The 25,717-nt window shown below is 55.1% G+C and carries 25 protein-coding genes; 7 read left to right on the top strand and 18 right to left on the bottom strand.

Annotated features, from left to right (window positions below):
- Positions 1 to 242 precede the first annotated feature (242 nt).
- The 10 genes from AC2FEE_RS23985 to AC2FEE_RS24030 all read right to left on the bottom strand — a co-directional run bounded on the left by AC2FEE_RS23985 (position 243) and on the right by AC2FEE_RS24030 (position 6,965).
- Positions 243 to 611, bottom strand: a complete 369-nt coding sequence (locus tag AC2FEE_RS23985; protein WP_496867962.1) for a hypothetical protein — start codon at positions 609 to 611, stop codon at positions 243 to 245.
- A gap of 297 nt (positions 612 to 908) precedes the next feature.
- Entirely contained in the window at positions 909 to 1,481 is a 573-nt protein-coding gene (locus AC2FEE_RS23990) for a hypothetical protein (RefSeq protein ID WP_496867963.1), read from the bottom strand.
- Positions 1,482 to 1,560: 79 nt separating this feature from the next.
- Complete coding sequence (locus AC2FEE_RS23995) at positions 1,561 to 1,695, bottom strand: hypothetical protein (RefSeq protein WP_496867964.1); 135 nt, start codon at positions 1,693 to 1,695, stop codon at positions 1,561 to 1,563.
- Between the two features lie 165 nt (positions 1,696 to 1,860).
- On the bottom strand, positions 1,861 to 2,982 hold the full coding sequence (locus tag AC2FEE_RS24000) for an alanine/ornithine racemase family PLP-dependent enzyme (protein WP_496867965.1): 1,122 nt from the start codon (positions 2,980 to 2,982) through the stop codon (positions 1,861 to 1,863).
- A complete protein-coding gene (locus AC2FEE_RS24005) occupies positions 2,979 to 4,178 on the bottom strand; it encodes an N-acetyltransferase DgcN family protein (RefSeq protein WP_496867966.1) in 1,200 nt (399 codons plus the stop codon). The genes AC2FEE_RS24000 and AC2FEE_RS24005 overlap by 4 nt, the downstream gene beginning before the upstream one ends.
- A 93-nt stretch (positions 4,179 to 4,271) precedes the next feature.
- A complete protein-coding gene (locus AC2FEE_RS24010; RefSeq protein ID WP_496867967.1) occupies positions 4,272 to 5,036 on the bottom strand; it encodes a hypothetical protein in 765 nt (254 codons plus the stop codon).
- Between the two features lie 79 nt (positions 5,037 to 5,115).
- On the bottom strand, positions 5,116 to 5,469 hold the full coding sequence (locus AC2FEE_RS24015) for a hypothetical protein (RefSeq protein WP_480617371.1): 354 nt from the start codon (positions 5,467 to 5,469) through the stop codon (positions 5,116 to 5,118).
- 3 nt (positions 5,470 to 5,472) lie between these two features.
- Positions 5,473 to 5,781, bottom strand: a complete 309-nt coding sequence (locus AC2FEE_RS24020; protein ID WP_496867968.1) for a hypothetical protein — start codon at positions 5,779 to 5,781, stop codon at positions 5,473 to 5,475.
- Positions 5,778 to 6,122 (bottom strand): hypothetical protein, encoded by a 345-nt coding sequence (locus AC2FEE_RS24025; protein WP_496867969.1) that lies wholly within the window; start codon positions 6,120 to 6,122, stop codon positions 5,778 to 5,780. The genes AC2FEE_RS24020 and AC2FEE_RS24025 overlap by 4 nt, the downstream gene beginning before the upstream one ends.
- A 105-nt stretch (positions 6,123 to 6,227) precedes the next feature.
- The gene (locus tag AC2FEE_RS24030) at positions 6,228 to 6,965 is read right to left on the bottom strand and encodes a Crp/Fnr family transcriptional regulator (RefSeq protein WP_496867970.1); all 738 of its coding nucleotides are present in this window, start codon (positions 6,963 to 6,965) and stop codon (positions 6,228 to 6,230) included.
- 149 nt (positions 6,966 to 7,114) lie between these two features.
- On the opposite strand from AC2FEE_RS24030, the gene AC2FEE_RS24035 reads away from it, so the two are divergent.
- Complete coding sequence (locus AC2FEE_RS24035) at positions 7,115 to 7,348, top strand: hypothetical protein (RefSeq protein ID WP_496852934.1); 234 nt, start codon at positions 7,115 to 7,117, stop codon at positions 7,346 to 7,348.
- A 640-nt stretch (positions 7,349 to 7,988) separates the two neighbouring features.
- On the opposite strand, the gene AC2FEE_RS24040 is transcribed toward AC2FEE_RS24035, so the two are convergent.
- Positions 7,989 to 9,617, bottom strand: a complete 1,629-nt coding sequence (locus AC2FEE_RS24040) for a sulfatase-like hydrolase/transferase (protein WP_496867971.1) — start codon at positions 9,615 to 9,617, stop codon at positions 7,989 to 7,991.
- Positions 9,618 to 9,970: 353 nt separating this feature from the next.
- On the opposite strand from AC2FEE_RS24040, the gene AC2FEE_RS24045 reads away from it, so the two are divergent.
- The gene (locus tag AC2FEE_RS24045) at positions 9,971 to 11,371 is read left to right on the top strand and encodes a tetratricopeptide repeat protein (protein WP_496867972.1); all 1,401 of its coding nucleotides are present in this window, start codon (positions 9,971 to 9,973) and stop codon (positions 11,369 to 11,371) included.
- 384 nt (positions 11,372 to 11,755) lie between these two features.
- Positions 11,756 to 11,932 carry a hypothetical protein gene (locus AC2FEE_RS24050; RefSeq protein WP_158506987.1) on the top strand — a complete coding sequence of 59 codons (177 nt, stop codon included), beginning with the start codon at positions 11,756 to 11,758 and terminating at the stop codon, positions 11,930 to 11,932.
- A gap of 631 nt (positions 11,933 to 12,563) precedes the next feature.
- On the opposite strand, the gene AC2FEE_RS24055 is transcribed toward AC2FEE_RS24050, so the two are convergent.
- Complete coding sequence (locus AC2FEE_RS24055) at positions 12,564 to 12,878, bottom strand: hypothetical protein (RefSeq protein WP_496867973.1); 315 nt, start codon at positions 12,876 to 12,878, stop codon at positions 12,564 to 12,566.
- Between the two features lie 406 nt (positions 12,879 to 13,284).
- On the opposite strand from AC2FEE_RS24055, the gene AC2FEE_RS24060 reads away from it, so the two are divergent.
- The 4 genes from AC2FEE_RS24060 (at position 13,285) to AC2FEE_RS24075 (ending at position 17,838) form a co-directional block, all read left to right on the top strand.
- On the top strand, positions 13,285 to 14,490 hold the full coding sequence (locus AC2FEE_RS24060) for a YcaO-like family protein (protein WP_496867974.1): 1,206 nt from the start codon (positions 13,285 to 13,287) through the stop codon (positions 14,488 to 14,490).
- Positions 14,487 to 15,797 (top strand): TfuA-like protein, encoded by a 1,311-nt coding sequence (locus AC2FEE_RS24065; protein WP_496867975.1) that lies wholly within the window; start codon positions 14,487 to 14,489, stop codon positions 15,795 to 15,797. The genes AC2FEE_RS24060 and AC2FEE_RS24065 overlap by 4 nt, the downstream gene beginning before the upstream one ends.
- A gap of 43 nt (positions 15,798 to 15,840) precedes the next feature.
- Entirely contained in the window at positions 15,841 to 17,133 is a 1,293-nt protein-coding gene (locus AC2FEE_RS24070; protein WP_496867976.1) for a gluzincin family metallopeptidase, read from the top strand.
- Between the two features lie 147 nt (positions 17,134 to 17,280).
- Positions 17,281 to 17,838, top strand: coding sequence for a hypothetical protein (locus AC2FEE_RS24075; RefSeq protein ID WP_496867977.1), 558 nt, complete (start codon positions 17,281 to 17,283; stop codon positions 17,836 to 17,838).
- A gap of 60 nt (positions 17,839 to 17,898) precedes the next feature.
- Here the strand turns inward: AC2FEE_RS24075 and AC2FEE_RS24080 are convergent, their stop codons facing one another.
- From AC2FEE_RS24080 to AC2FEE_RS24105, 6 genes are all read right to left on the bottom strand, one after another.
- On the bottom strand, positions 17,899 to 19,668 hold the full coding sequence (locus AC2FEE_RS24080; protein WP_496867978.1) for an adenylate/guanylate cyclase domain-containing protein: 1,770 nt from the start codon (positions 19,666 to 19,668) through the stop codon (positions 17,899 to 17,901).
- A gap of 92 nt (positions 19,669 to 19,760) precedes the next feature.
- The gene (locus AC2FEE_RS24085) at positions 19,761 to 20,405 is read right to left on the bottom strand and encodes a GNAT family N-acetyltransferase (protein ID WP_496867979.1); all 645 of its coding nucleotides are present in this window, start codon (positions 20,403 to 20,405) and stop codon (positions 19,761 to 19,763) included.
- Between the two features lie 192 nt (positions 20,406 to 20,597).
- On the bottom strand, positions 20,598 to 21,542 hold the full coding sequence (locus AC2FEE_RS24090) for an ABC transporter substrate-binding protein (protein WP_496867980.1): 945 nt from the start codon (positions 21,540 to 21,542) through the stop codon (positions 20,598 to 20,600).
- Between the two features lie 44 nt (positions 21,543 to 21,586).
- A complete protein-coding gene (locus AC2FEE_RS24095; RefSeq protein ID WP_496867981.1) occupies positions 21,587 to 22,594 on the bottom strand; it encodes an ABC transporter permease in 1,008 nt (335 codons plus the stop codon).
- Positions 22,591 to 24,117 carry a sugar ABC transporter ATP-binding protein gene (locus AC2FEE_RS24100; protein WP_496867982.1) on the bottom strand — a complete coding sequence of 509 codons (1,527 nt, stop codon included), beginning with the start codon at positions 24,115 to 24,117 and terminating at the stop codon, positions 22,591 to 22,593. Before AC2FEE_RS24100 ends, AC2FEE_RS24095 begins: the two co-directional genes overlap by 4 nt.
- 41 nt (positions 24,118 to 24,158) lie before the next feature.
- Positions 24,159 to 25,712, bottom strand: coding sequence for a UxaA family hydrolase (locus AC2FEE_RS24105; protein WP_496867983.1), 1,554 nt, complete (start codon positions 25,710 to 25,712; stop codon positions 24,159 to 24,161).
- Positions 25,713 to 25,717: the final 5 nt, after the last annotated feature.

The raw sequence follows: 25,717 nt of genomic DNA on the forward strand, positions 1-25,717 counted from the left end.
GACGATGACTTCATCGATGTCACCTACGTCCAATCACGGGCATGAGCAACCGAACAACAGTTAACGTGACAACACCCCGCGAACCCCTTTCACGCTAATCTATCGCGTAATGCCCGCTCAGATAGAAATTCTGCGTCTATGGGATACCCGGCAGGGCGCGGATCACTGAAACCAGAAGCATAAAATTGGTGGCATCAAGCGGGCAGGGTAGGGGCGGGCAAGCAACCGAACCTACTCTGCTGTTAGATCGCTAGATTCTGAACAGACGGCGGGATCCGGCCATTCGCCGCCAGTGCGATGAGATGGTGCCAGGACAGTGAGAGCGGACGTTCAGAATGGCCTGAAACCGAGCATCTCGCCGCACGACCGCATGGCAACTCCGAGTCCAACTCGGACATAGCATAATCGTTTTGCGTGCGCTCGCGGCGCAGATTTCGCTGCAAACCGATCTGGAAGAATGGCTGCACCATTACAACCAAGAGCACACTCATCAGGGCAAAATGTGTTGCAGAAGAATACCCTTCCAGACCATGATCGAGAGCAAAGAGATCAGGAAGCAAAAGATCCGGAACCAAACTTAATCTGGCATACACCACAGGAAAAACGGCCAACTGTCAGATCACATCGGAACCACTACATGTCAGTACATCAGCGACGCCGAGCAAACCCAGGGCTTTCCGATACGCCATTTCGCCACGCGTTCAACCCCTTGCAGCGTCGACAAATCCGCTCTCCGAACCCTTCGCTCCAGAATGGAGTTCTGCAACGAAGACACGGGCGATCTTGCGGCACGTCATTTTGGGCGCGAGCCATGATCGTATCTGCTTCGTTGTCGGAGTCTTCCATCAGTTCTTAGCCTCGATTTCTGTTTTGGTTTATACAGCGACTGGAAAAGAAAGTTCCGAGCCCTAAGCCTTGAGATTGAAGGAGCTGCCTGGTTCAGACTGTCCGATGGGACGGCCTGTAATCCGAGGGGTTTTATTAGGACGAACCGGCATTCCTTCGTTCTCAGCAGCTTGGACAGCGAAAGTATACCGAGAACCGTTTCCGCATCCTTGCGGTAGGGCTCGTTGATCTGATGATCTGTCGTCTGCCTCAGAGATGAGCGCCTCCGAGTAGAGGTGCCGAAGTTGAGTCTCTGAAACGCCATCCGCTTCCATAATCAATTGCACCATGGGATCGGCCAAAAGTTGGTCGAGCAAGAACTGCGACAACTGCTTTGAAGACAATTTATCCTTTGCGCGGGCTCTCTCCAAATCAGTAAGAGAAACGGTCAAGGTACGCGCCAGACCGGGGTGAGATTTCCGTGGATGCAGAAAGATTAGCACTGATGCTTTCCAGGCTTCTGGATCCAAATAGTCTGGTGGTGCGGAAAGCTCAGTTTCTATGTCGTATTCGCCCGCCGGGAGTAATTCGTCAAAGCCAGGTAAAGTAAACGGCCTGGAAAAGACTGCGATTGTCTTGCTGATTAGTTGGTTCATTTGGGTAGTTTTCCTTTGCTGATACCGCTCGCTCGGAGATGTAAACAAGAACAAGCCACCCGCTCCCGGCAGGGTATTATCAGTTTTGAGGTTTAGGCTTTGGTTTTTTGGGGACGGTGTCCTGCCCTTTCGACGTCATTTCTTTTTTTGACGCGTCCGCATCGTTTTCCTTCAGTGCGGCAGCCGCTCTGGTCGTCAGGTCTTTGAAAGACATCATTTTGATCCTTTGATTGTCCGCAACACTCACGAGCCCAGATGGGGTGTGAAAAGTGAATGCGGCTACATCCAATATAGGGATTGGGTGCCTCATTTACTACGTAAAGCCGTAGAATAAGACGGGTGGCTGAAGCAGAACCGAGGCGTCGGCAACCCTGGCGCGCTACTTTCGCTTCGAATATGGGCGATCAGTGTTCGCTGCGGTGCAGTCAACCAATGTGTCATCACCATGGAAGACTTTTGCTACATCGGGTGCAGCCATGCCGCGCGAGAGCGCACTATAGTTCAATTTCAGCTTCACCTCGCCACCAGGGCGAAGCAGACAATTGGTGTTTTCAACAACGATATGATCACTGGTGGCTCCGACGAACGTGACGCCAGCAGGGAATATTAGACCCGCCGCATCAGTGTCCTGGAGTCCAATCGCAAGGATCGACCGAGTATTCGAAGGACTGTCTAAAGTCACACACTGCATTGAAGGTATAGGATAAATCATTTGCAAGGGATTTGGATTTGATTTGGTCTTCGTTTCGATCACTTCCGCCCAAAGCGTAAAAACATCTGTGTAAAGCCCGTCGATCGCGTACCCCGAAACGGGATCGGTACCCAGCAGGATGGCCTCACCCAGACGCAGGTTGTTGATCTTTCCGGTCGCCCCCTTGCCAAGCGCCCATGGCAAACTGGCAGAGCCGCCGCCTGACACTGTTTCCAGAGCGGGTCCACTTGCAAGTTCGGTGTCGGCGGCAAGCGACGAAAGCAATTCCATTGCTCCTGCAGAGGGTGCCACATGACCCAGACAGGCAAAATTTGCGCCAATCCCCTTCAGAGAAATCCCTTCCATTCTAAGAATTTGAGACACAGTGCTTTCAAGGTGTTCAGGCAAGATGCCATCCCGCATATCCCCCATTTCCACCATCAAGATAATATTGTGAGTAATGTTCTTCCCCAGCGCCTCGATGGCCAGGCTGGCGATAATGTCCATCTCTGTGTTGAAGCTGACATCGCAGTTATCAACGACTTGCGCGACCTGGCTCAACATGGGCGTTCGGATCAAGGATATGTAGCCCGAGATTCCAGCATTGCGCATTCGCATGATATTGCTGATCCGCGCGTCCGCCAGCCCTGTCGCGCCACCTACGAGCATAGCATTCGCAATCTCAGGATGACCGCACACGGCTTTTGTCACACCTGTCACCGTAATTCCGCGGGGTCTAAGGTGGTCGACGAGGAACTGTGTGTTGTACCGAATTTTGTCCAGATCAACGTCGATACGCAGCTTGCTCATTCAATCGTCGTTACGGGTACGGGCTGCAAGCGCGGAAAGGCAGAAAGAACCATATTCACCAAGTTTTTTGGAGGACGGTTCAATGCGTCAGTGACCGGGAGATACAATTTGCAGTTGTAGTCTGTGATGGCCTTTGAAACCTCAACATCATTCATTCCTTCATGGTTGATCGTCATGCCAATTACCTCTGTGTTCGCAAAAGCCTCGATCAGGGTGATTTCATCGCAAGGGTCGGGCATATTCATGTTGAGGAAATCACATCGACGTTTTCGTTTAGGCGCGTGTTGAAGAATAACTGCATGAGGCTGACTACCTCGCAGAATGAAGGCTGACGTGCAAAAGGCCGGATGGCTGAGCGCGCCCTGACCCTCGATCACTATGACATCGGGGCGCTCACTTTCAGATGCCGCAACAACAGCGCGCTCAAGCTCGCCACAACAAAACTGCGGCGGTACAGAATCCATCGCGACACCATACTTGGCGCCCTGCATCAATCCTGTCTGACCGGTGCCGACCAAAACTGTTTTGATCCCATGCGCGTTAAGAGCACTTGTCAGGATTGTCGCGGTTGTACGCTTTCCAATTGCACAATCGGTGCCGAACACCGCGATGCGGATCGCTTGGACGTCACCAACACTGCCATCTAACAGGCGCAGGTCGCGATTAGGCCGCGGCTTGCGAATGTCCCGTATCGTGACATCGTGAATTTTGGCAAATCCGGCGAGCTCCTTGTCATCGCTAAGAAATTCATGCAACCCACTGACGATGTTCATTCCGAGCGTTATCGCATCCACAACAACTTCGCGATCCTCAGGGGACATTCTGCCGCTGGCCGGCGCCATTCCGTAAATAAACGTGTCGGGGATCGTAGCTTCATTAGCGACAGCGGCATCAAAATCATTGAAGATGGGAACCTGATTGGCGACATTATCAAGCACTTTGCCACTGTCACAACCGCCATACGTGCTGTCGATCACCGAAAGAACGCGATAGGCCTGTGAATGTCGAACGAGACCATTAGCCGTCTTGCCATCGATCTTTGCGAAGTTTCCTTCGCAATACACAATTGCAGTCGGTGTATCTGTCACAAGTGTCTTGTGGTGAAGCTCTGGAAAAACTGCTTGTTCAGGCGGCAGCTTTTGCGCATTGCTGGCAATGAACTGCTTGGCATCCGACGCAATGGGTACGGGTTTCATATCTTTTCCTTTTGGGAGAGTGAAACGCGCCGTCCTTGGTAAGAACGGGCACAAATTGTGAAGTTTGGAAAAGTGGGTTCCCTGCCTAAAACCTCACTTATTCAGAACACACAGCCCTTCTGACTGATGATAGTTTTTGTGGCATTGCCATCCATTGCCGGATCGGTCGATATGGGCATTTGCCGGTAGCTCGATTGCTTTGCAGCGATCACCTGACGACTCGTAGCCACGTTCGCATTTCCATCCAACTCCGTGGATGGCGTCATCGTAGAAAGCATTTTCAGGCACAAAGACGGCATCGCACCTTCCGTCGCGCTCAAAATGTCCACGCTCGCACGTCCACGGACGCCCGCTGGTTGATGCGTTCAAAAAGGCGTTTTCCGGCACTGCTACTACCACGCATGCTTCTCCGTCGATTTCGTAGCCACGGTTGCAACGCCATGCAGATCCATAAGTGCTGTTCGTCAGGTAAGCATTATCTGGAACGACAATTTCCTGACAGCTGTCGTCTACTCTTGTGTACCCACGCACGCACCGCCACCTCTCACCTGATGGATCGAGATATCCACCTTCAGGCACAATTACTTCAGTGCATGAGGTGCCGCCAACTTCGACAAAGCCGTGCAGACATGCCCACCCTGAGCCATAGGTTCTGTTTGTAGGGTAGGCATTTTCCGGCACTACAATGGCCACGCATGCTTCGCCTTCCAACCGATAGGACAAATCGCATTCCCAACCGTCGCCATACTTTTTGGGATGCGCGTTATCCGGGATCGAATTTGTTTCGGCCGATGCGGGACTTGATGAGATAAAGAAGCCCGCCAAACTGCTGAAGACGACAACAAACAACGCAGTCATTAAGTGAGCGCAAAACCGGTACTGATTTTTTCGATTTGCCCTGGTGCTAACGGCGTTGTCCGAATGTTGAGTGATTGAGTTACGATCCATCCAGGTTCAGCCCCTCGATACAGGCCTGTGCCAGATCTTTGTTAGGAGTTTGAGATCCCGGTACCGTTGCCCAGCCTGCCTCCATGACGGCATCCTTCCGTTTGAAAGAAGAAGCCTCTTTGATTGTCGTTATTTTTTCGGCGCGTTGGGCATCAGTTCTCGCCATGTCGACGCAGACCGGAACCAACGCAGCGATTACATTGTCGCGGGACATGGCGTTGGCCATCTTGTCCGCGCTACCACCGGTCATCCATCCACCCCAAGAAAATCCAACGACGCCTACGAAAACCCCTCCGATCAGGGCACCGTAGATTCCGGGTTTAAGCCATTCGGGCGTGTTCATAATCTATTCCTCCTGCGGAGAAAGCGCCGCATCGCTGTCATTGTTAGATGTGGCCAAGGTCTGATCGTGCTTGAGCGCCAGTTCAAAATCTTCTGGGTCAATTGGGCGCATTTCCGTGCACCCTGGCTTGCTGCCTTTGCCCTGAACTGTCAGGTAGGTTCCGGTTCTGCGATATGCTTCGAAACTCAGGCCCTGTAGTAGTTCTTCTTCAACAACTACTTCATACTCGCCTGCAGGAAGTTCATCCGGGTAGCCGGACAAAGAGAACGGATTTGAAAACGTCACCAAGGAACTGGACGATCTCGTGCTCACCTTAGTCCTCCATATAGTTTGTTGGATCTTCCCCGCGCAGTCTGCTGCGGAATACGCTCGTAAGCGCCGCAGTAGTACTGGCGTTGTAATTTAGAATAATGTGCAATTGGCAGACGCGCGCTGATCGATGTTAGTTTGCTGCCAATGACCTGAGATTTTGTTGGAATCTCAAATACATTTGGTGCCTGAGGATCAGGTACTGCCAAATATTGACTAACCTGCGTCAGTGCAATGATGATTGGATTCCGGCAACTTGACATGTGTTGGCGGGATATTTGCTGGCGTGTTCTTAACGAGTAATTAAGAAGCGCAGGAAATCCAGTACCATAATCGGACTGCATTTATCTTGCGCTTCTTTTTCAGTGAAATCCCAAATCTGCCGATGCGACTTCCGTCTCTAACCAGGCAATTTTCGTCAAAATCCCGGCATCGCAGAAGGGGTGAACCTATTGCTTCAACAGTGGCCCGACCTGATCCAGATAAGCGGGGTCAAAACCGGCCAACGTCACCAGTCCGTCATAATTATCAAATGCCACTTGCCCGGATTGAAAAGTAACCAGCCCCTTCTCCCGCAGTTGCCTCAGGACACGATTAACATGTACAGCACTCAGTCCCAGCGCATCGGCAAGATGGTATTGTGTCAGTGGGCAGGCATATCCCGTCTTGTTTGCCATCCCGACCTGAGTCAGCCTCACACCAAGTTCCAAAAGAAAATGCGCCATGCGCTCACCCGCATCTCGCCGTCCTATGTTGACCAGGTGCTCAACCACCATCGCTTCATCTCGAGAGACCGCCCAAAGAATTGCTGCCGCCAGCCGGGGCGTCTGCGCAAATGCTTCCAGGAGATCATCCACTACTACCTCAATAGCCTGGACTTCCATGATAGGCTCTATGCTGTGATCCGAGGTGTGCAGCAGAACGCTTCGCAAGCCCAGAAAGTCACCCGGTATTTGGAAATCGACGATCTGACGAGACCCGTCAGTCTGGGTTTTGTAGGAACAAACCCAGCCCGAGGCCAGAATGTAGGCAGCCTGCTCTGATTGCCCTTGATGCACAAGGTCACGTCCGGCTTCAAAGGTTCTGCGACGCCTGTGCAGGCGTGCCAATACCGCAAGTTCAACTTCAGTCAGAGCGACGAAGTTTGAGAGCTTTCGGGTGAGCGGGCTGTTATTGATAGTGGGCAAAATGTTCTTCCTTAATCAATGAGCCGTCCGCAAAACTATCCGACGCAAAGACTGCTTTCGATCAGTTAAGTATACTGCAATCCATGCCAGAATGGTAAATTCATCGTGGCGCTTCCTTGCTTGGACGCCTGTCAAAAAGGACGTCAACCATGGCCGACCGGCAAGACTACTCAGGAATAGCCGCACTCTCAATCTGTGAAGCGCTTTTGCTTGCAATTAAAGATCGTGAGCTCCTGCCCGAACATGAGATTGTGGGAGTTCTCCGTGACGCAGCCGCTGCCCACGACGCAGCGGTCGGCAATAACGATGAAAAGGATATGCACCATGCCGCCGCTGTTCTCATTAACCGGATCATTGCTTCCGGCTATCGGGTTCGGCAGTAGCGTTAAGCCCCGTTTCGGAAAAACAAGACTATGCTCGTCAAAATAGCTTAACAGCAAGAAGACACAAATTTGGCGTCTCGTTTCTAATCAGTTCAAACACGAAGCAAGGATCAATGTTTCAATGCTTGCCATATCCCGCGTCTTGCTCGTCCGACCGAGCTGCGGCGAAGGTACGGTTTCCGTTAACGCAAATACAACGGCTGCGAATGACCTGATTGGTGACACTTGCCGCGACGACACAACAAGTATGCCGCGACCGCGAGCAAATGCTGCTTTAGCGAAGGCTTCAGATCGAAAGACGGCAAAGCCAGCTTACCGTGAGTTCACCAAAGCCCATATTTCGCTTGCGCAGCGAACGGCAGGAACGCGGGCGCAGCTGCTGCATCCGAGGGGTGCACTGGATGTCTCCTTTGGGCCGTTCGTCAAGTTGATCTACCGAATTCGTGAATGAAGATTTGTGCGCACTGCTGATTTGAAAACAACATCAAATGTCTAAGAAATAATCAATCTGGCAAAAATTGAATGTAGGCGCATGTCGCAGTCTCGTTTTCAAAAAGATCAGTCAGAACAATAGAGGTTCTGACCGCGTGTCTTGGTGATCTTCGCGCACGCGGTCAGAGCAATGTGTGAACCAGTCGACCTACCAATCCACAGTTTTCTGCGGGGTATAGACTGGCGTCGGTTCAGGATCGAAGGACCGATCGAAATCCCGGTAATAGCCCTGCAGTACTCTATGGGGAAACTGCTGGATCAGCGCGAAATGATCCTGAATCATCTTGGTGAGACCCGGTCCGGCCCAGAGTCCATTCTGGATTTCGTTGGGAAAGCGTTCTGCCGGATCGTGGTAGATATTGAACATCTCGTAGAAATGAAAATCAGGGTTGTTCGGCTTCAGGTTCATTTTGACCTGATCCTTGCGCACCGCTTCAAGCTGATCGCGATTGTAATGAAATATGTAGTCCCGGCGACCCGCACCCTCTCCAAGAAGCAAGAGCCCGCTCTGATCTACACCATCGATGACCCGATCCGTGGGAATGTAATCTTCCGCATCCGCCAAACGCGCCATTGTCATGAACCAGTCGGTTATCTGCACGAGATCCAATGGATCCTGTCCGGCTTCGATCATGCCAGGCCACCAAGCCAGGGCGGGGACCCGAATGCCGCCTTCTCTAGTCTCACCCTTGGTTCCTGGCAGCAAAGAGTAGCCGCCATGCGGATGTACGGTGTACATCGGGCCATTGTCCGAGCTCCAGATGACGAGTGTGTTCTCAGCAATGCCCAGGTCGACGAGTGTTTTGATCACACGTCCCACATTGTAGTCATGTTCAACCATCTGGGCCGAAGTGTTGGATTGAGCCGGCGTATCACGAAAATCCGGATGCGCCCCCCAGAAGTGATTTCCCTTGCCCCAGAAGTTCACGAAGAACGGTTGGTCCAAGTTCGCTCGACGCTCAATGAAGTCGATGACGTTATCGGCAACTTCTGAATCGTATGTGTTGTAGCGTTCCAGACTGTAGCGATAGACCATTTCGGGCGCTTCACCACGATGTGCACGCATCACGCCGCCGTTGTCGTAAGGAAATCCTTCGGGACCGGGAGAATTGATCATGCCCCTGTTGTTGAAACCACCTGCATCCTCATCGGCGCTGGCTTCCCAATTGGCGACCCACCAGGGCGGATTGCCCTCAGACCATTCGGCTTCATCGAACCCCTGATTGGTCGGAAAATGTTCTTCATCCTCACCCATGTGCCACTTGCCGAAGAAGCCAGTGTAGTAGCCCGCTTCCGAGAGTATCTCGGCGATCGTCACTTCTTCGCCATGTAACCCGCGCCCGACCTCGCCGGGTAATGTGATGTTGTAGAGACCATTGCGGATCGGGTGTCGCCCGGTCATCACCGCACCGCGAGATGGTGAGCACTCAACTTCCGAGTAAAATGACAGAAACCGCATGCCTTCCTCCGCCATGCGGTCGAGGTTGCTAGTCGGGGCACCGCGGATCTTGCCACCACCGTAGCTTCCCAATTCGGTGTAGCCCACGTCGTCAGCCAGGATGTAGACGATGTTGGGCTTCTTACCGAAGCGCTCTTCCAGCGCGGCCAGTTTCGCAGCAACTTCGTCGTCATCGAGACCCCATTGCACGCCGAATTCTTGTTCCATCCGGGTGAATTCCGCGTCATGAACAATTTCATCCTGCGCTGAAACGGCACTGCCTGTAGACGCGAGCAAAGCCACCACAGTCGCTTTTAGAACAAAACACTTCGCAGCCATTGGTATCACTCCTTTGTCGTACTTCGCTCTGTCTCGCATTTGGCTACCCTGATCCGAAGCTCGCTGACCAATTCGGCCAGTATGTCCGCCATGACGACGGACCCTCCGTGTTGGTCGCGCTCAACATTTTGGGCCATAAACTCCAGATCATCGAACACGTCGCATAGACGAGGATCGACATGTCGCAGTTGCAAGTACCGCGCGTAGAGTTCTGGATCTTGGCGTTTCAGATAGCTCACCGGACAGTTGCTCTGGTTGTGTTTTACTGGCTTAAGTGTGGACATTAGCTTTGAATGCGAAAGTGAGTTACCCTAAGTTGCGGGGTGAGGTTGGCCTATAAGGCTTTGCAAATAATGACTGAATTTGACGACACTCAATTTGGCGGAAAAGTGAATGCGACTTCTCTCACGCAATCCGAAATGCGCGCTGCAGTGCGCAGAGTGTCAGACAGCCATACGCTTTCGACCTCACCGAAACTGAAGGAGTTCTTGAGTTTTGTGGCCGAGGAAACCATTCAGGGCCGACAGGATAGCCTTTTGGCGAAGACCATTGCGCTTCATGTCTACCAGCGCGATGCAGATGATCCGACATCAGCTAATGTTGTGCGCGTCGAGGCCGGACGATTGCGGCGGTTATTGGAAGACTATTACGAGGACGAAGGCGCCGCTGACGATACTCGAATTCACATCGACAAAGGCGGCTACGCACCACGTTTCGAACGGCGCATCAAAACGGACGAGACCTTAGACGCCCAGGCCTCGACTGAGGTCTGGCCTCGTAGAAGTAGTTTCAGTGTCCGAACTTTGCCGTTAGCAATACTCGCACTGATTTGCATAGCAGTTGCCGCACTTTATGTCTTGTGGCCCCGGGATGTCTTGTGGCCCCGGGATGTCTTGTGGCCCCGGGAGCCTCGTTCGCTTTCCAATAGTGACAAGACGCGACTTGAGCGCGAAGCGTTAATGGAGCAGTCCCCAGCCGCGTTGGAAGCCGCCAATCTGACGGATCAGGCGCGGGCGTTGATCTGGCCGATTTTCGACTTTGAGCGTCAACGGCTGACGACTGAGCTTTTTCGAACAGCTATTGACGCCGATCCGAACGCGACCGGAGCATATGCCGGTGCGGCCCAAACACTTGCATCGCTGGCACTGTTGTCGCTAAGCGGACCGCAACACGACGCATTCCTTGCTGAAGCTCAGCAGATGGCTGAGCAAGCACTTGCAAACGCGCCCAGCGATGCCTGGTCGCAATCAGCCGCCGGTTGGGTGAGCTTTGTTGCGGGTGACCATGACGAAGCGTTGCGCCTGTCCGAACGGGCCGTATCACTTGCTCCGAATGACGGGAATGTACTGGACTTCTATGGGGTCGTGGCCATCTTGTCCGGCAAACCTGACCTTGGACTTAAAGCAGGCAGCCGAGAACGTAGGCGTACCGGTCCCAACAACCGCTTCGCTTACTTGAACATTCTTGGTGCCGCGCATTTTCATACCGGCGATTTCGAAGCGGCAGCAGCGGCGTTCGAAGAGGGTAATTCCGGCGGCGGTCCGTTGTCAGCGCCGGGCATCATCTACCTTGCAGCTACGAGACAGGCGATGGGTCAATCGGAAGAAGGGAAACGTCTGTTGGCTTTACTTGAAGAAAGCTGGCCGCAGTTCCCTGTGGAGGCTGTATTGCTGAGATTACATAAGGAAGAGGCGGCGGCGAATGAAGTATTGGACCGTCTGAGATCACTTGGTTGGACGGGGCGCGCGGAATAGCCAAACTATATAACGGCGCTTTTCAATGTCGGCTTCTGGGAAGCTGCAATGAAGAAATAAACTCCGTGCGGGCGGCAGCTTTGGGCCGGACCAGCCGGACGGTAAGGGCCGGCAGCCGACTGTCTGAAAACTGTTGAACCCGTTCATTGAGCAGGTTTGACAGATGCTCCGTAGTTTGAGACCTTCCTACCATTCGCAAAGGAGAATCTAACAATGGACCAGCATAGTTTCTGATCCCGCCGCGCTCTGACCTCGATTGACAGATTGCGCATTGAAACACTCCTGCGGAGGACTCTGACAATGGACAATCGACGCTAGCCCCTTGCGGGCGTTCGCAGTCGTGCATCTGCGCGACTTCAGCTTTCTTTTGCCATGAGGTGCATCATGCCCATCGAACCACCAAAAACCGCCCTCGGGCGTACCCTTCCTGCTGTGGAGAAGACACCGAAATCCGCCAAGTTAGTGAAAGCCAAAGCCAAGCCGCCGCGCGATCTGCGTATGAAGACACCACCGCGTGCGGCCAAACGGATGAACATTCCCGGAAAAGCTGGGGGCCGTTAGAGAGAGATGCGGGGCGTGTTATGCGTCCCGCATTTGTGACCGGGATGGTCTATTGAGAAGCACAATTGCGCGCGAAATTTGGATCGACGCGTGCACGACTTAGGATTTGCTGCAGCAGTGGAAGCAAATGCTGGATGTCTGCTTGGGGCCAAGTGCTGGGCAGGGTATTCTGCTGATCAACCAAGCCCAAGTAAGGTACACTGTGCCGGTTTCCAGGTTGCGAAGAGGCTCTTTGGCTTTCTGATTTACGTCGACTTGAAGCGCTTGAGCCGTCGAAACACTCAAAAAAGCGCAAAAAACTTAAGGTGTTGAATTCAATGGGAGGCGAGTCTCAATAATTCGGTCCCATTATTTACGTACTCCGACACATTCGATGACGGACAGTGACTTTAGGTGTAATCAAAGTTATGTAAAATACTGTCAACCAAGATCAGAATACCTCGAGCCAGATCCTGTGTGCTTCAGTAGGCATTGCTATTGAATACGTTCAGGCTGCCGTCGACATAACGTTCTAGGAGGTTAGAACGCGACTAACAGCCAAGCGGCCACCAACGCCTGCATGGTGGACAGGATGTGCTGCAATGCGGCTTTGGGAGGTCGTTCAATGCTCCAAGACCAAAGTGACACTGACTCAGCATTGGCTCGACGGACATATGAGGTTCGGTGGAGATTTGTACGTGTCGGCCGGATACCGCGTTTCAAATCCGGCGTTGCGATTGGAGATCGAGGCGCGTTCGGACATCGCCATGGTCTGCATTTTATTCCGCAATGTTATTTCAATTTGAACGGTTGTGGAGACAAAACCGTTCGGAACTTTCAGATCGCCGCCGATCAATATCTGCCCGTTGATGGTGACCTTACCCCGATGGGCCATCCCGCGCCTGCTCAAGGCACATAGTTTGATTTCCGTACGCCCAGGGTCGTTGGAGGTTAACCGTTCGACCATAGTTGCCGCATCTCAGACCAACGGATTTCAGGAAAGCCTGCGGCGGTATTAATTTCCCGCCGGGGAGTCGATTGGCGCTTTCTTCGACCGAACCAGGCTTGCAAGCTTCTTCCAGAACGCACCTGAATTACATGGATCGTTGAGCTTTGTCTGACCAACCCTATACGGACCACTCAGGTTTGGCACTTGAGCCGCAAGGCTGGCCGGACACGCCAAACAATCCCCCTCATCTCAGTGTGATCCTGCAAGCCTGAGAGTGGTATCGGCAAATATCCCACCTCGGCTTCAGCCAGCCGACGCACCACAATGGTTGACCGAAAGGGCTCGATCCAGCATCCTGCGGCGTAACAGACTGGCCCGGCGGGTTATTTTTCATTGCGTTCACTTTTTTAGCAAGGTCCGAAACATGCCCGATGCATCGCAGAAACAATACGTGCTGGACACGCATCGGCTGCGCGACCCTGAGCAGACCTTGCATATCGTCAAGCCGTTTCTGAAAAGCATGGGCATTACCCGAATTGCGAACCTGACCGGGCTGGATCGGATCGGATTGCCCACGGTGATGGTTGCCCGGCCAAATTCCCGCTCAGTCGCGGTGTCGCTGGGCAAGGGGCTGTCGTTGCGGGCGGCCGAGGCCTCGGGCGTAATGGAAGCGATTGAATCCTGGCACGCTGAACGGATTCAGCTACCGCAACGTCTGGCCAGGTATTCCGAATTGGCCGAGGAAACCGCAGTGGTCGACGTGACCGGCCTGCCGCGAGTGACCGGAGGGCACTTTGACCCGCATCGGAATATGCTGTGGGTTCAGGGGCACGATCTGGCCGCGGATGAACCGTGCTGGGTACCGCTTGAGATGGTCGATACCGACTATACCAGCACGCCGGTCGGTGGTCAGGCCGCCTTTCCCCGCACCACCAATGGACTGGCCTCGGGCAACAACCTGACTGAGGCCAGCTGCCACGCCATATGCGAGCTGATCGAGCGGGATGCCACAACCTTGTGGCATCACCAACGGGGAACACCGCGTCTTGATCCGGACAGCATTGATGATCCGCGTTGTTGCCAAGCCATCAAGATGATCACCGACGCAGGGCTGGAGGTCGGGCTGTGGGACACGACCTCGGACGTAGGCATCGCCAGTTTTCGCTGCGTGATCTGCGAAGGTGGCGGGCAACCCGGTCATATCGGCATCGGTGATGGATGCCACCCGGATCGTGCCATCGCCTTGCTCCGAGCCCTGACCGAAGCGGCGCAGACGCGGCTGACCTATATCTCAGGCGCGCGGGATGATCTGGACCCCGAGGAATTCACCAACCAGGCCAAAATGGAACGCGGCCAGTATGTGCGCGATTTGATCGATGGCGCTGCGGCGGATCAGAGTTTTTGCGACTGCCCGACTCATGTAGCCAACTCCTTTGACGAGGATCTGGGCCTTTTATTGCAGCGGCTCGCCGCTATAGGTGCCGCGCAGGTGGTGACTGTAGATCTGTCGCGGTCGGAATATGACATTGCGGTGGTTCGGGCCGTCATTCCCGGGCTTGAGGCACCGCATGACGAACCGGACTATATCCCCGGTCCCCGGGCGCTGCGCATCAGGGATGGTCTGACATGACGGCGGTGATTTTTGTCGGTCCAACCCTTGGGCCGGAGGCGGTTTCGGAGCGTTTGGACGCCAAAATTCTGCCCCCCGTCAGGCAGGGTGACGTGTACCGCGTTGTGCGCGAAAAACCGGCTGCCATCGGTATCATCGACGGGTTTTTCGAAGGTGTGCCCTCGGTCTGGCACAAGGAAATCCTGTGGGCGATCGAACAGGGCATTCCGGTTTTTGGCAGCGCCAGCATGGGCGCTTTGCGCGCGGCAGAGCTGGCTGATTTCGGAATGATCGGGGTTGGGCGCATTTACGAGGACTACTATAACGGCACGCTGCAGGATGACGACGAGGTTGCAGTGCTGCACAGTCCGGCCGAACTGGGCTTCCAACCGCTGAGCGAACCGATGGTGTCAATCCGCGCGACTGTAGCGCAGGCCCGGACCGCCGGAATTTTGCCGCCGGACTCGGCCTCAGAGGTGCTGCGCTGCGCCAAGGCGATGCACTACCGTCATCGCATCTGGCCGGACATTCTCGGCACGCTTGGAAACCTGCCGGGTATTGGCGAATTCGCGGATTGGTTGCCGAAGGGTCGCATCGACGCCAAGGCCCAGGATGCGGTTGTCATGCTGACACGCATGTCGGAACATCTGGCCGGAACTCCCCTGCCCCCTTCAGACATTGCACGAACCGAGCCCACCTTAATGTGGAAGGCGTTGCGCGCACGGGTTGATGCCGGAGATATTGCCGCCGACCGTAGTGTGATCGACGAATTGCGACTGCAGCCCGAGCTTTACGAAAAGGTGCGGGACCGAGCAATTCTGGCCCTGTTTTCGCGCGAGGAGGCCACGAGGCAGGATCGCCCACCCGAACGCGCCGAGCTGGTTCGGCAAATGGAGGCCCATCGGGCCACTGTCGGCCTGTCACGAAGATCCGACCTGATGGCGTGGATCGCTGCGAATGATCTGAGCCCCGAGGGCTATGAAACGATGCTGGCGGATGCCGTCCGGATTGAAGCCGCCGCTGCGTCGCGGGCGGGCCAGCTTGACGATCAAATGCTGTCGGAGCTGCGCCGCTCGGATCAGTATAGCGAGTTGCGTAACCGGGCTGCCAGAAAGGCGGAACAGGCCCTTCCGACGGGCCAGTCCGGTGTGGATCGGTTGCGGGTGCTGATATGGTATTTTGAATCTCGTCTTGACCAGCCGGTGCCCGATGACCTTGACTCTTACGCAGTGACGCTCGGTCTGGTCGGGCGGGATGCGTTTTATGAGATGATAGAAGCCGAGTTTTTGTATTGCCACAGGGGTGCCGACACCGGAGCCGCAGAATAAGAGGCCACCGGACTTGACCGAGTACCGCACGGGAGGGCGTTTTGTGAACTTACCCGAACAGATTGATGAAGAACCCGGTACCCGGTTTCTGCTGTACCCGCAGTCTCCGTTTCTGGAGCCCAACGCTCCACTGGAGCTGGTCGAGATTTCTGCACCACAAGGCAGCATCGGACCGGGGCCGTCCGGGCCGCGTATGTACACGGTCAACCCGGTGGGTAAGACCACGCCTTATGGTGCGATCGTACCGGGGCCGAACGGGCCGGGCATGTATCTGCCGCCTTGGGACGGTTACGTCCAGCCGCCTGCCATGCCGGATGAATTCGGCAACTTCATCCACATCGATCCCAGCAACCCCTCTTTTGAGGCCGCACATCTGTTCGGCTCAGCTCATTTCACCATGGATGTCTGGCAGGGCTATTTCGACCGCCCGATCCCGTGGCATTTCGCCCGCGATTTCGACCGGCTGGAACTGTCGCTGCTGCCCAGTCTGGACAACGCGCATATCGGTTGGGGCTTTCTGGAAACTGGCGGCACCCATGAGCACGGGGATGAATACCGGCCCTATAGCCTGAATTTCGACGTGGTCGCGCATGAGATCGGACATGCCATCATCTACAGCGTGATCGGGATGCCGACAGATGGTGATGCCTCGGGTGAGTACTACGGATTTCATGAATCCGCTGCCGATCTGGTGGCTTTGTTGGCGTCGCTGCATTTCGGTTCGGTGGTGGATGATTTGCTGGAGAACACGCGGGGGAACCTCTACACCTTCAACCGGCTCAGCCGATTTGCCGAGCTGTCTGAAAACGCGCAGATCCGGCTTGCGGCGAATGACCGGTCCTTGTCGGAATTCACCGCCGGGTGGTCCAGCGAGCATGCTCTGTCCGAACCCCTGACCGGTGCGATGTTCGATATTTTCGTCGATATCTATCATGAGCGTTTGCTGGTTCACGGCCTGATCTCGGCCGAGGAGGAGAACCTGTCGGATCAGCTGGAAGGATCGCCCGACTATAACCGGGTGATGCAGGGTGTTTTCGACAAGCGATATGCCGAAAACCCCGAAGGCTTTCGCATCGCCCTGCTTGAGGCGCGCGACTATCTGGGCACATACTTGGCCGATGCGTGGGAGATGCTGGATGCGGATATGCTCAGCTATTTCGGAGTGGAAAAGGCTCTGCTGGCCGTGGATCAAGAGATCACCGGTGGCGCTTTTCGCAATATTATCGAAGGCAACTTCCGTGTGCGTGACATCGGATTGACAACCGCAGGACCGCGCCTGCCTGATCCTGAAGAAGACAGCCATTCAAATTCGGTCCGCACGCAGATGCCGGACTGACGCCTAAAACCCTTTATTTTTAAATGGTTTTGTGGCATTCAAACGAAAGGTGATTTTTAGGAACATTTTGACTCGTGACTTTTCGGGTCTTCGTTAGGGGGGGCGAGGCGTCCCATGTCGTCAAGCCTGCAATCAGGAGATGAGTTTATGCCAGAAACTTTGCTCAGTTTTTCCGAAGTGTTGATTTTCGGACGCGTCCTTGATGACATGAAATACGTCGTCACCGACAAGCGCGGACAAGGAAATAACAAACAGCTGGACAAGCAGTTTGCCAAGGACGGCGAAGATGAACCCAGGTTCGCCAAGATTTACGGGTTCGCCTATGAAGGTACGTATTACGACCTTCCCGAACCCGCGATCTTCCTTGTTCATGGTAAAGGAAAAAGCGCCACGGATGGCAATCTGCCGGGAAATCTTGCCTCTCGGGCGCCCAACGATCCGTCCAAAAGCGGTGTCGCGGCGGCTGACTATCAGATGGCCAACGACATTATGTACTGGAACTACGACAAGGCTGATCAGACCATGCGTATGGATGTCACGTCAGGTATGTTCGAACAGGTTCTGTTGGACATTTATTTCGGGTTCGACAGCCCCGCGATCAGCGGAGCGAAGGTTTCGGGTGCCAAGGTCAGCGGAGCGAAGGTTTCGGGTGCCAAGGTCAGTGGCGCTAAGGTGAGCGGTGCAAAAGCCCGCGGCGGCGACTAATCCCAATCGGCGATGTGGAAAACTAGGGCGCGACAAACACACGCCCTTTTTCATATCTGATCAGAACCCGGCTTTTTTTAGACCTTCCACAAAATGCTGAGTATCTTCTTCCAATCGATCCGGAAGAACAGCCTTCCATCGCTCAAGCGAGAAATTGGGGTGAACGGCCCTGTGCTTTTCGGCGATCTGACGGGCTAGGTCGGTTTGGCCAAGCTGTGCATAGCTGGCAGCCAGCATTCGTTGCCCTTCCGTCGGGTTGTTCATTTTGTTAACTGTTTGGATCACGTCCTCATAGCGGCGGAGGTTGTAATACGCCCCCCCTAAATGCCACAGGTACTGGTCCGGAAAGTATGGGTTCAGCCGCATTGCCTGTTGGAGATGAGTGATTGCTGTTTCATTGTCTCCTGAATGCGCCAACGCATCGGCGAAATCGGAATGCATGTCAGCGTCATTCGGATTCAGTGCCAAAGCTCGGCGGTAGGATTGCAACGCCGTATCATGTTCCTTGCGATACAGATGGACATAGCCCAATTCGCCAAACCCGCGCGCATCGGTGGGATCCAGTTCGATTGCGCGTTGTGCAAAGGTCAGCGCTTGGTCCAGCGCGGTAGAGGGATCCTTGCTCCAGGAATAGCGCCAGTCGATATTCAGGGTCCGTGACAGCGCCGCCGCCGCACGGGCATAGCTTTCGTCCCGATCAAGCGCGGACTGGTAGAAATCTTGCGCCTTGCGGTTGTCGTTCCGTGTATACTTGAAAATATGGTGCTGACCCTGAAGCACGGACCCATAGGCCTCAAGGTCAGACGGGATCGCCTGAATCATGCGCCGCTTTTCGTGCGATTCAATCATCACCGCAGTGGCGGCCACGATGCACTCGGTCACTTCGTCCAGGATATCGAAGATATCGTCGATCTTGCGATCAAACCGCTCGCCCCAAATGGTGCGTTCGGTTGTGGCATCGATCAATTCCGCCGTAATCCGGATGCGGCTTGCCGACCGGCGCACACTGCCCCGGGCGACATAGCGTACGTTCAGCTTTTGCGCCGCCTCTTTCGGTGGCATCGACTGTGTCTTGAAGAAGAAAGACGAATTCCGCGCGATCACGAACAGATTGCGGAATTTGGACAGGTTCATGATGATGTCGTCGGTCAGCCCTTCGGCGATCCAGCTGTCCGACTCGTCCCCGCTTTGGCTGCTGAAAGGCAAAATGGCGACCGAGGGCGTGTCGGGACGTTCCAACACGTCTCCAAGAATTTCAGGTCGCATCGTCCCGGCCATTGTCGCCCCGGCAACCTCACTGCGCACGCAGTAGGTCGAGACGGGGGACATGATGTTCTTCAGTTGTTTGGGGCCAAGAAATTCATACCCATAGCGCAGGCGGTTGCAGACCTGATCATAAACGGCCGAGCTGACATAGACCCTTTCAGGTTCCGCGATTTCCTGAAGTCGGGCGGCGATATTGACATTGTCGCCATGGATACCGCGATCATCGATCAGGATTTCGCCCAGATGAACGCCGGCGCGGAAATTGAGTCGCTGATCATCGGTTCGCTCTTGGTTGTGCTGGCTGGCAATTCGATGCAGTTCTACTCCGAACTCCACCGCGCTGGTGGCGGTGTCAAACAGGGCCAGAATACCGTCTCCGCGCACCTCGACCACCCGGCCCTGAAACGCGGCGCAGGTCTCTTCGAGCTGAGAAATCAATAATTTCAGAGCATTATACGTATCCAGCTCATTCTCGCTCATCAGGCGCGAATACCCGACGACGTCGGCAAACAGGATCGCGCCCAGCTTCTGCGTAATGGAAGGATTTGGACTTGTGGTGTTCACATTCAATACTCGTCTCAGGGGCTGCGTTCGAACCCTATCGTCAGTTTATAGCAAAATGTGCTTTTGCGCTCTGAAAGCGAAATCACACCCCGTTACTCACACTCATCAACTTGCGGTGGCCAGGACCAACCTGAAATCCCGTCCGACCCGAGAGTCACGACTGTCGCCTGGTCAAGTTCGTTTGCTAGGATGGGGCGCCTGTCCATCCAATCTTGCCTGAGAATGCCAACGACGATCATGTCGTGGAATGTTCCATCCGCGAACCAAGCTTGCCGCATTGTCCCTTCGACCTGACACCCCAGTTTTTCCACGAGGTCGCGACTTATGTGGTTATCTTCCCGATAGTACGAGGTAAGCCGGTTCAAGCCAAGCTGGCGGAATGCAAAATCTGCAACCAGAGCGGTCGCTCTGATAGCCAAGCCTAACCGTCTGGCTGATTTTTCGACGAACATGGCAACAATTGCGTCCCGGTTGACCGGGGATATGGCCTCGAGTCCCGCCATGCCAAGAATCTGTCCGCTATTGGATTCGATAGCGAACCAGCATCTGTTGTCGCTCCGAAATGGGTTAAGCGAGCCGCTCCAGACCTCTTCGGTTTGTGCCATATTGAAGGGAATGCGTAATGTGCGGTCAAATCGGGCGAGGTCCTCGATATCCTGAAACCAGGGGGTGATGACCTCCAGATCCGCCTTCTCGAGGGGGCGCAGCTTGAATAAGCTGTTGGATTTGTCTGGCAATGGATCAACTACCTTTAATTTAAGTCAGAAAATATATTCCGGACCCTAACACACTTGTTCAACAAATACGAAACGAGAATATGTCCGCTCTGGCGGAATTGCACCGGCAGGCCTGCGTGCGGCTGACCGAAGCCAAACGGAAACCGACCCGCCTGAAACAGGCGGGCCGGGTCGCCGTGAGTGGTGTAGTCGTTAGTCGTACAGAACGGCCGATATTTTCGGGTCGTCGATATTTGAGGCGTCGTAATAGTAGAAACCGGTGTCGATCAACGCCGGAACGTCCTCACCATTCATGGCGGCGACGGCGGCTTTGACGGTTTCATAGCCGATGCCAACCGGGTTCTGCGTGATAGCGCCAGCCATCAACCCGCTTTTGATCGCATCTTTCTGCGCTTTTCCGCTGTCATAGCCAATGATCACCAGCCCTTCGGTACCCAGTTCCTGCACTCCGTTAACCACACCGATGGCCGACCCTTCGTTAGTTCCGAAAATGCCATTCAGATCGGGGTTTGCAGTCAGGATGGCTTTGGTCACTTCGGTGGATTTAAGGTGATCCCCCTGGCCATATTGAACGGTGACAACTTCAATATCGGGGTATTTCTCGGCGATGCGATTCACGAACCCGTCGCGACGGTCGATACCGGTGCGGCTTGTCTGGTCGTGGGCGACCACGGCAACCTTGCCTTTGCCGCCGATCTTTTCGGCCATCTTGTCCGCAGCCAACGCCGCCGCCGCCAGGTTGTCGGTGGTCGCGGTTGAGACCGGGATGTCGCTGTCGACACCGCTGTCGAAGGCGATGATCGGGATGCCCTTTTCATTAGCTTGTTTCAGAAGCGGTATCGCGGCCTGACTGTCCAGCGCAGCAAACCCGATGGCCTTGGGATTGTTGGCAAGTGCGGCCGCCAGCATGTCGATCTGGCGGTCCACCATGGTTTCATTGTCGGGGCCTTCAAAGGTGATGGTCACGCCGTATTCATCGGCCGCTTGTTCCGCACCGGATTTCACCGCCTGCCAGAATTGGTGCTGAAACCCTTTCGAGACCAGCGGGATATAGATGTCCTCGGCCATGGCCATTGAGGCCGGGGCTGCAAGCGTGGCGGCACCAATCGCCCCCAGAATAAATCGACGTGAAAACATGATTTCCTCCTCCATTTGGTTGTTTTGTCTTTTATTGAATGGCTTCAGCCGGATTTCTTTCGTCGGGCCATGTCGGCATAGACGGCCAGAATGATGATCGCGCCGGTTACGACGGTCTGCCATTCCTGTGCCACGGACAGCACCCGCAACCCGTTGGTCAGCACTGCCATGATCAGCGCACCGATCAGCGTGCCCAAAATCGTGCCGCGCCCGCCGGACAGCGATGTACCGCCGATCACCACGGCGGCAATGGCTTCCAGTTCGTAACCCAGACCCAGCGCGGGCTGCGCCGAATTCAGGCGCGACGCTATTAGGATACCGGCGATGCCACAGATGGCTCCGGCCAACGCGTAGATGCGCATTTTCCACATGTCGGTGTTCACGCCCGACAGGCGCACCGCCTCTTCGTTCGATCCCAGCGCAAAGGTGTAGCGCCCCAGAACCGTGCGGCCCAGAATGTACGAGGCCGCAATGGCCACGAGGAACAGGATCAGCACCCCGTTCGGGATTGGTAGTGCCGGGAAGAACTCACCAATCAGGGACCCACGCGAAATCTGGTCAAACCCCGGCGTGTCGTTGAAATAGATCGGGCGTGTTCCGGAAATCACTAGCGACAGGCCCTTGAGGATCAACATCATGCCCAGCGTGGCAATGAAGGGCGGGATTTTCATCTTGGCCACAAACGTTCCCGAGCACAGGCCGCACAATGCACCTGCCGCGATGGCGGCCACCACGCCCAGTAGCAAGGGCATCCCCATATAAGTCAGCACAACACCTGCGATCACCGCGCAAAACGTCATCAGAGTGCCCAGCGACAAGTCAATGCCGCCGGTGATGATGATCAAAGTCGCGGCCACCGCCAACACCCCATTGACCGAGGTGGCCTGCAGAATGGCGATCATGTTCGAGGTCTGCATGAAATTCGGCGATGCGATCGAGAACCCGATCAGCAGGGCAATCAAACTGGCAAACGCCAGCAGTTTTTGATAGGCGCCGCTCTCCGACAGACCCGCAAGGGGTTTCTTTTTGTCGATATCCGTGGCTGTGGTCATTGCACTGTCCCTGTTACCCGCATCGCCGCCTTGCGTTGGGTCGCCAGATGCATGATGTCTTCCTGAGTGGTGTCTTTTCCGCCGGGCAGAATGCCGGTCAGTCGGCCTTCGCACATCACTGCGATGCGGTGGCTGAGGCGCATGATCTCGGGCAGTTCCGAAGAGATCACGATGATCGTCTTGCCCTGCCCGGCCAGTTCTTCGAGCAGCTTGTAGATCTCGGACTTTGCGCCCACGTCGATGCCACGGGTGGGTTCGTCAAAGATCAGGATATCGCAGTCGCGCAGAAGCCATTTGGCGATGACGACCTTCTGCTGATTGCCGCCAGACAACAGCCGTACCTCCTGCACGTCCGAGGGAGTACGTATACCCAACTGATTGATGTAACTTTTGGCCGTGGAGCTGATTTCACCGTCGTTCAGAACCCCACCCGTCGCGGTGAACAGGTCCATAGAGGCCAGAGCGATATTGTCCCGCACGTTCATGCCCGTTGCCAGGCCGAAGTGCTTGCGGTCTTCCGACAGATACCCGATCCCCGCGCTCACCGCATCCTTGGGAGACTTGATCGACACGGGTTTCCCATGCACCCGAACCTCCCCGCTGTCTTTGGGGTCGGCCCCGAAAATGGCGCGGGCCACTTCGGTGCGCCCTGCCCCCATCAACCCGGCAAAACCCAGTATTTCGCCTTTCTGAACCGAGAAGCTGACGTCGTGAATGTCCTTTCCCCGTGTCAGGCCGGAAACCTGCAGCGACACCTCTGCATCGTCCAGATTCGGAACGTCCAGTGGTTTTTCGTTCACCTCGCGCCCCACCATCATCGCAATGATCCGGCTGATCGGAGTCTCCGCTGCGTCCACGGTGCCAACATATTCTCCGTCTCGCATGACGGTGACGCGGTCGGCAATCTGCTTCAATTCATCCATCTTGTGGCTGATGTAGACAATGCCCACGCCTTCGGCCTTGAGGCGGCGGATGATGACAAACAGTTCGGCAATCTCGGCATCGTTCAGTGCCGCTGTGGGTTCATCCATGACCAGGACCTGAGACCGATAGGACAACGCCTTTGCGATCTCGACCATCTGCTGTTTCGCAATGGTCAGGCTACCAACCAGTGTTTTTGGCTCCAGCGACAGGTTCATCGAGGCAAAAATTTCGGCGGTTTGCGCGTTCAGTGCGGCCTCGTCCAGTCGACCAAAACTCTTGCGCGGCTCGCGTCCGATAAAGATGTTCTGCGCGACGGTCAGGTCATTCATCAGGCTCAGTTCCTGATGGATGATGCCGATGCCCAGATCCTGTGCTTCGCGCGGAGTGGTCGGGCTGACGGATTTACCTTCGATGACCAGATCGCCACTGTCGCGCTGATAAATCCCTGACAGAATCTTCATCAGCGTGCTTTTCCCGGCCCCGTTCTCACCCATCAGCGCGTGAACCTCGCCCGGGAACAGGTCGAACTGCACGGATTTTAACGCGTGCACTCCGGGGAAATGCTTGTCGATCCCCGTCATGTCGACCAGTTTTGCCATTTCTCCTCTCATATCGCCCCTCTCCCCAAGGGCAGCGCGGGTTACATCACCGCGCCGATTTGCCAGGGGACGAACTCGACGCCCCCAAAGCCAAGTTCCTCACTTTTGGTTTTCTCTCCGGAAGCGACACGAACCAGCATTTCAAAAAGCTCTTCGCCCTTGGCTTCGATGCTGATGCCTTCGGTGACGATATCCCCGCAGTTCAGGTCCATGTCGTCTGCCATTCGCGCATACATTTCCGAGTTGGTGGCCAGTTTGATGCAAGGGGTCGGCTGATAGCCGGAAACCGAACCCCGCCCGGTGGTGAACACGATCAGATTAGCGCCCGAGGCCACCTGACCGGTGACCGAGCAAGGATCGAATCCGGGGCTGTCCATAAAGACAAAGCCCTTTTTGTCGATTATCTCGCCGAATTTGTAGACGTCCCGCATCGGAGCGGTACCGCCCTTGGCCACTGCGCCCAGCGATTTCTCCAGAATGGTCGTCAGCCCGCCTCGTTTGTTTCCGGGACTGGGGTTGTTGTCCATTTCACCACCATTGCGGGCGGTGTAGTCCTCCCACCAGTGGATGCGGTCGATCAGTTTCTGGCCGACCTCCGGTGTCTCGGCGCGGCGGGTCAAAAGATGCTCGGCCCCATAAACCTCGGAAGTTTCCGACAGGATTGTTGTGCCGCCATGGCGCACCAGTAGGTCTGATGCATATCCCAGTGCCGGATTGGCGGTGATCCCGGAATACCCATCCGATCCGCCGCACTGCATTCCGACCGTGATCGCACTGACCGGGGCCGGAGCGCGCGTCGCCTGATTTGCCAGTTCCGCAATACCACGCAACTCTTGCAAGCCGCGCTCAATGGTGCGGCGGGTGCCGCCTTCGTTCTGGATGGTCATGTAGCGCAGCGCACCATCCTGCCGGATAGGACGACCGCCGACCAGATCCGCGACTTGCATGACTTCGCAGCCCAACCCTATCAGCAGAATGCCCGCAAAGTTTGGATGCTGGGCATATCCAGCCAAGGTGCGGAACAGGGCCGCATAACCTTCGTTCTTACCCGACATGCCGCAGCCGGTGCCGTGAACGATCGGTACTACGCCGTCGATATTGGGATAATTGTCCAACAGGCCCGTTTTTTCAGTCGCTTCGGCAATGAAACGCGCGACCGAGCCTGAACAATTCACCGTTGTCAGAATGCCGACATAATTGCGCGTTCCAACCTTTCCATCGGCGCGGTGAAAGCCCTGAAAGGTGCGGCCTTCATTCAGTGCCGCCAATGGTGTATTGACGCTGGCATGGGCATAATCCTGTTGATGCGCCCCCATACCAAGATTGTGCACGTGAACATGATCGCCGGGGCTGATGTCACTTTTTGCCTGTCCGATGATTTGCCCGTAGCGAATAACGCTCTCACCGGCAGCAATCGCGGATACGGCGATTTTGTGCCCGCGATTGACAGGGCCAGTCAGTGGTGTGGTCAGGCCGGCTGGCCGGTCTTCGGCGTTCAAATCGCGCAGCGCGATCACGACATTATCATCTGGGTTCAGCTTGACCGTATCACGTGTCGCCGTTCCGAAGGCCTTGTTTTTATGGTCTGCGTGCATCCTGT

The organism is Ruegeria sp. YTSC199 (assembly GCF_059609725.1).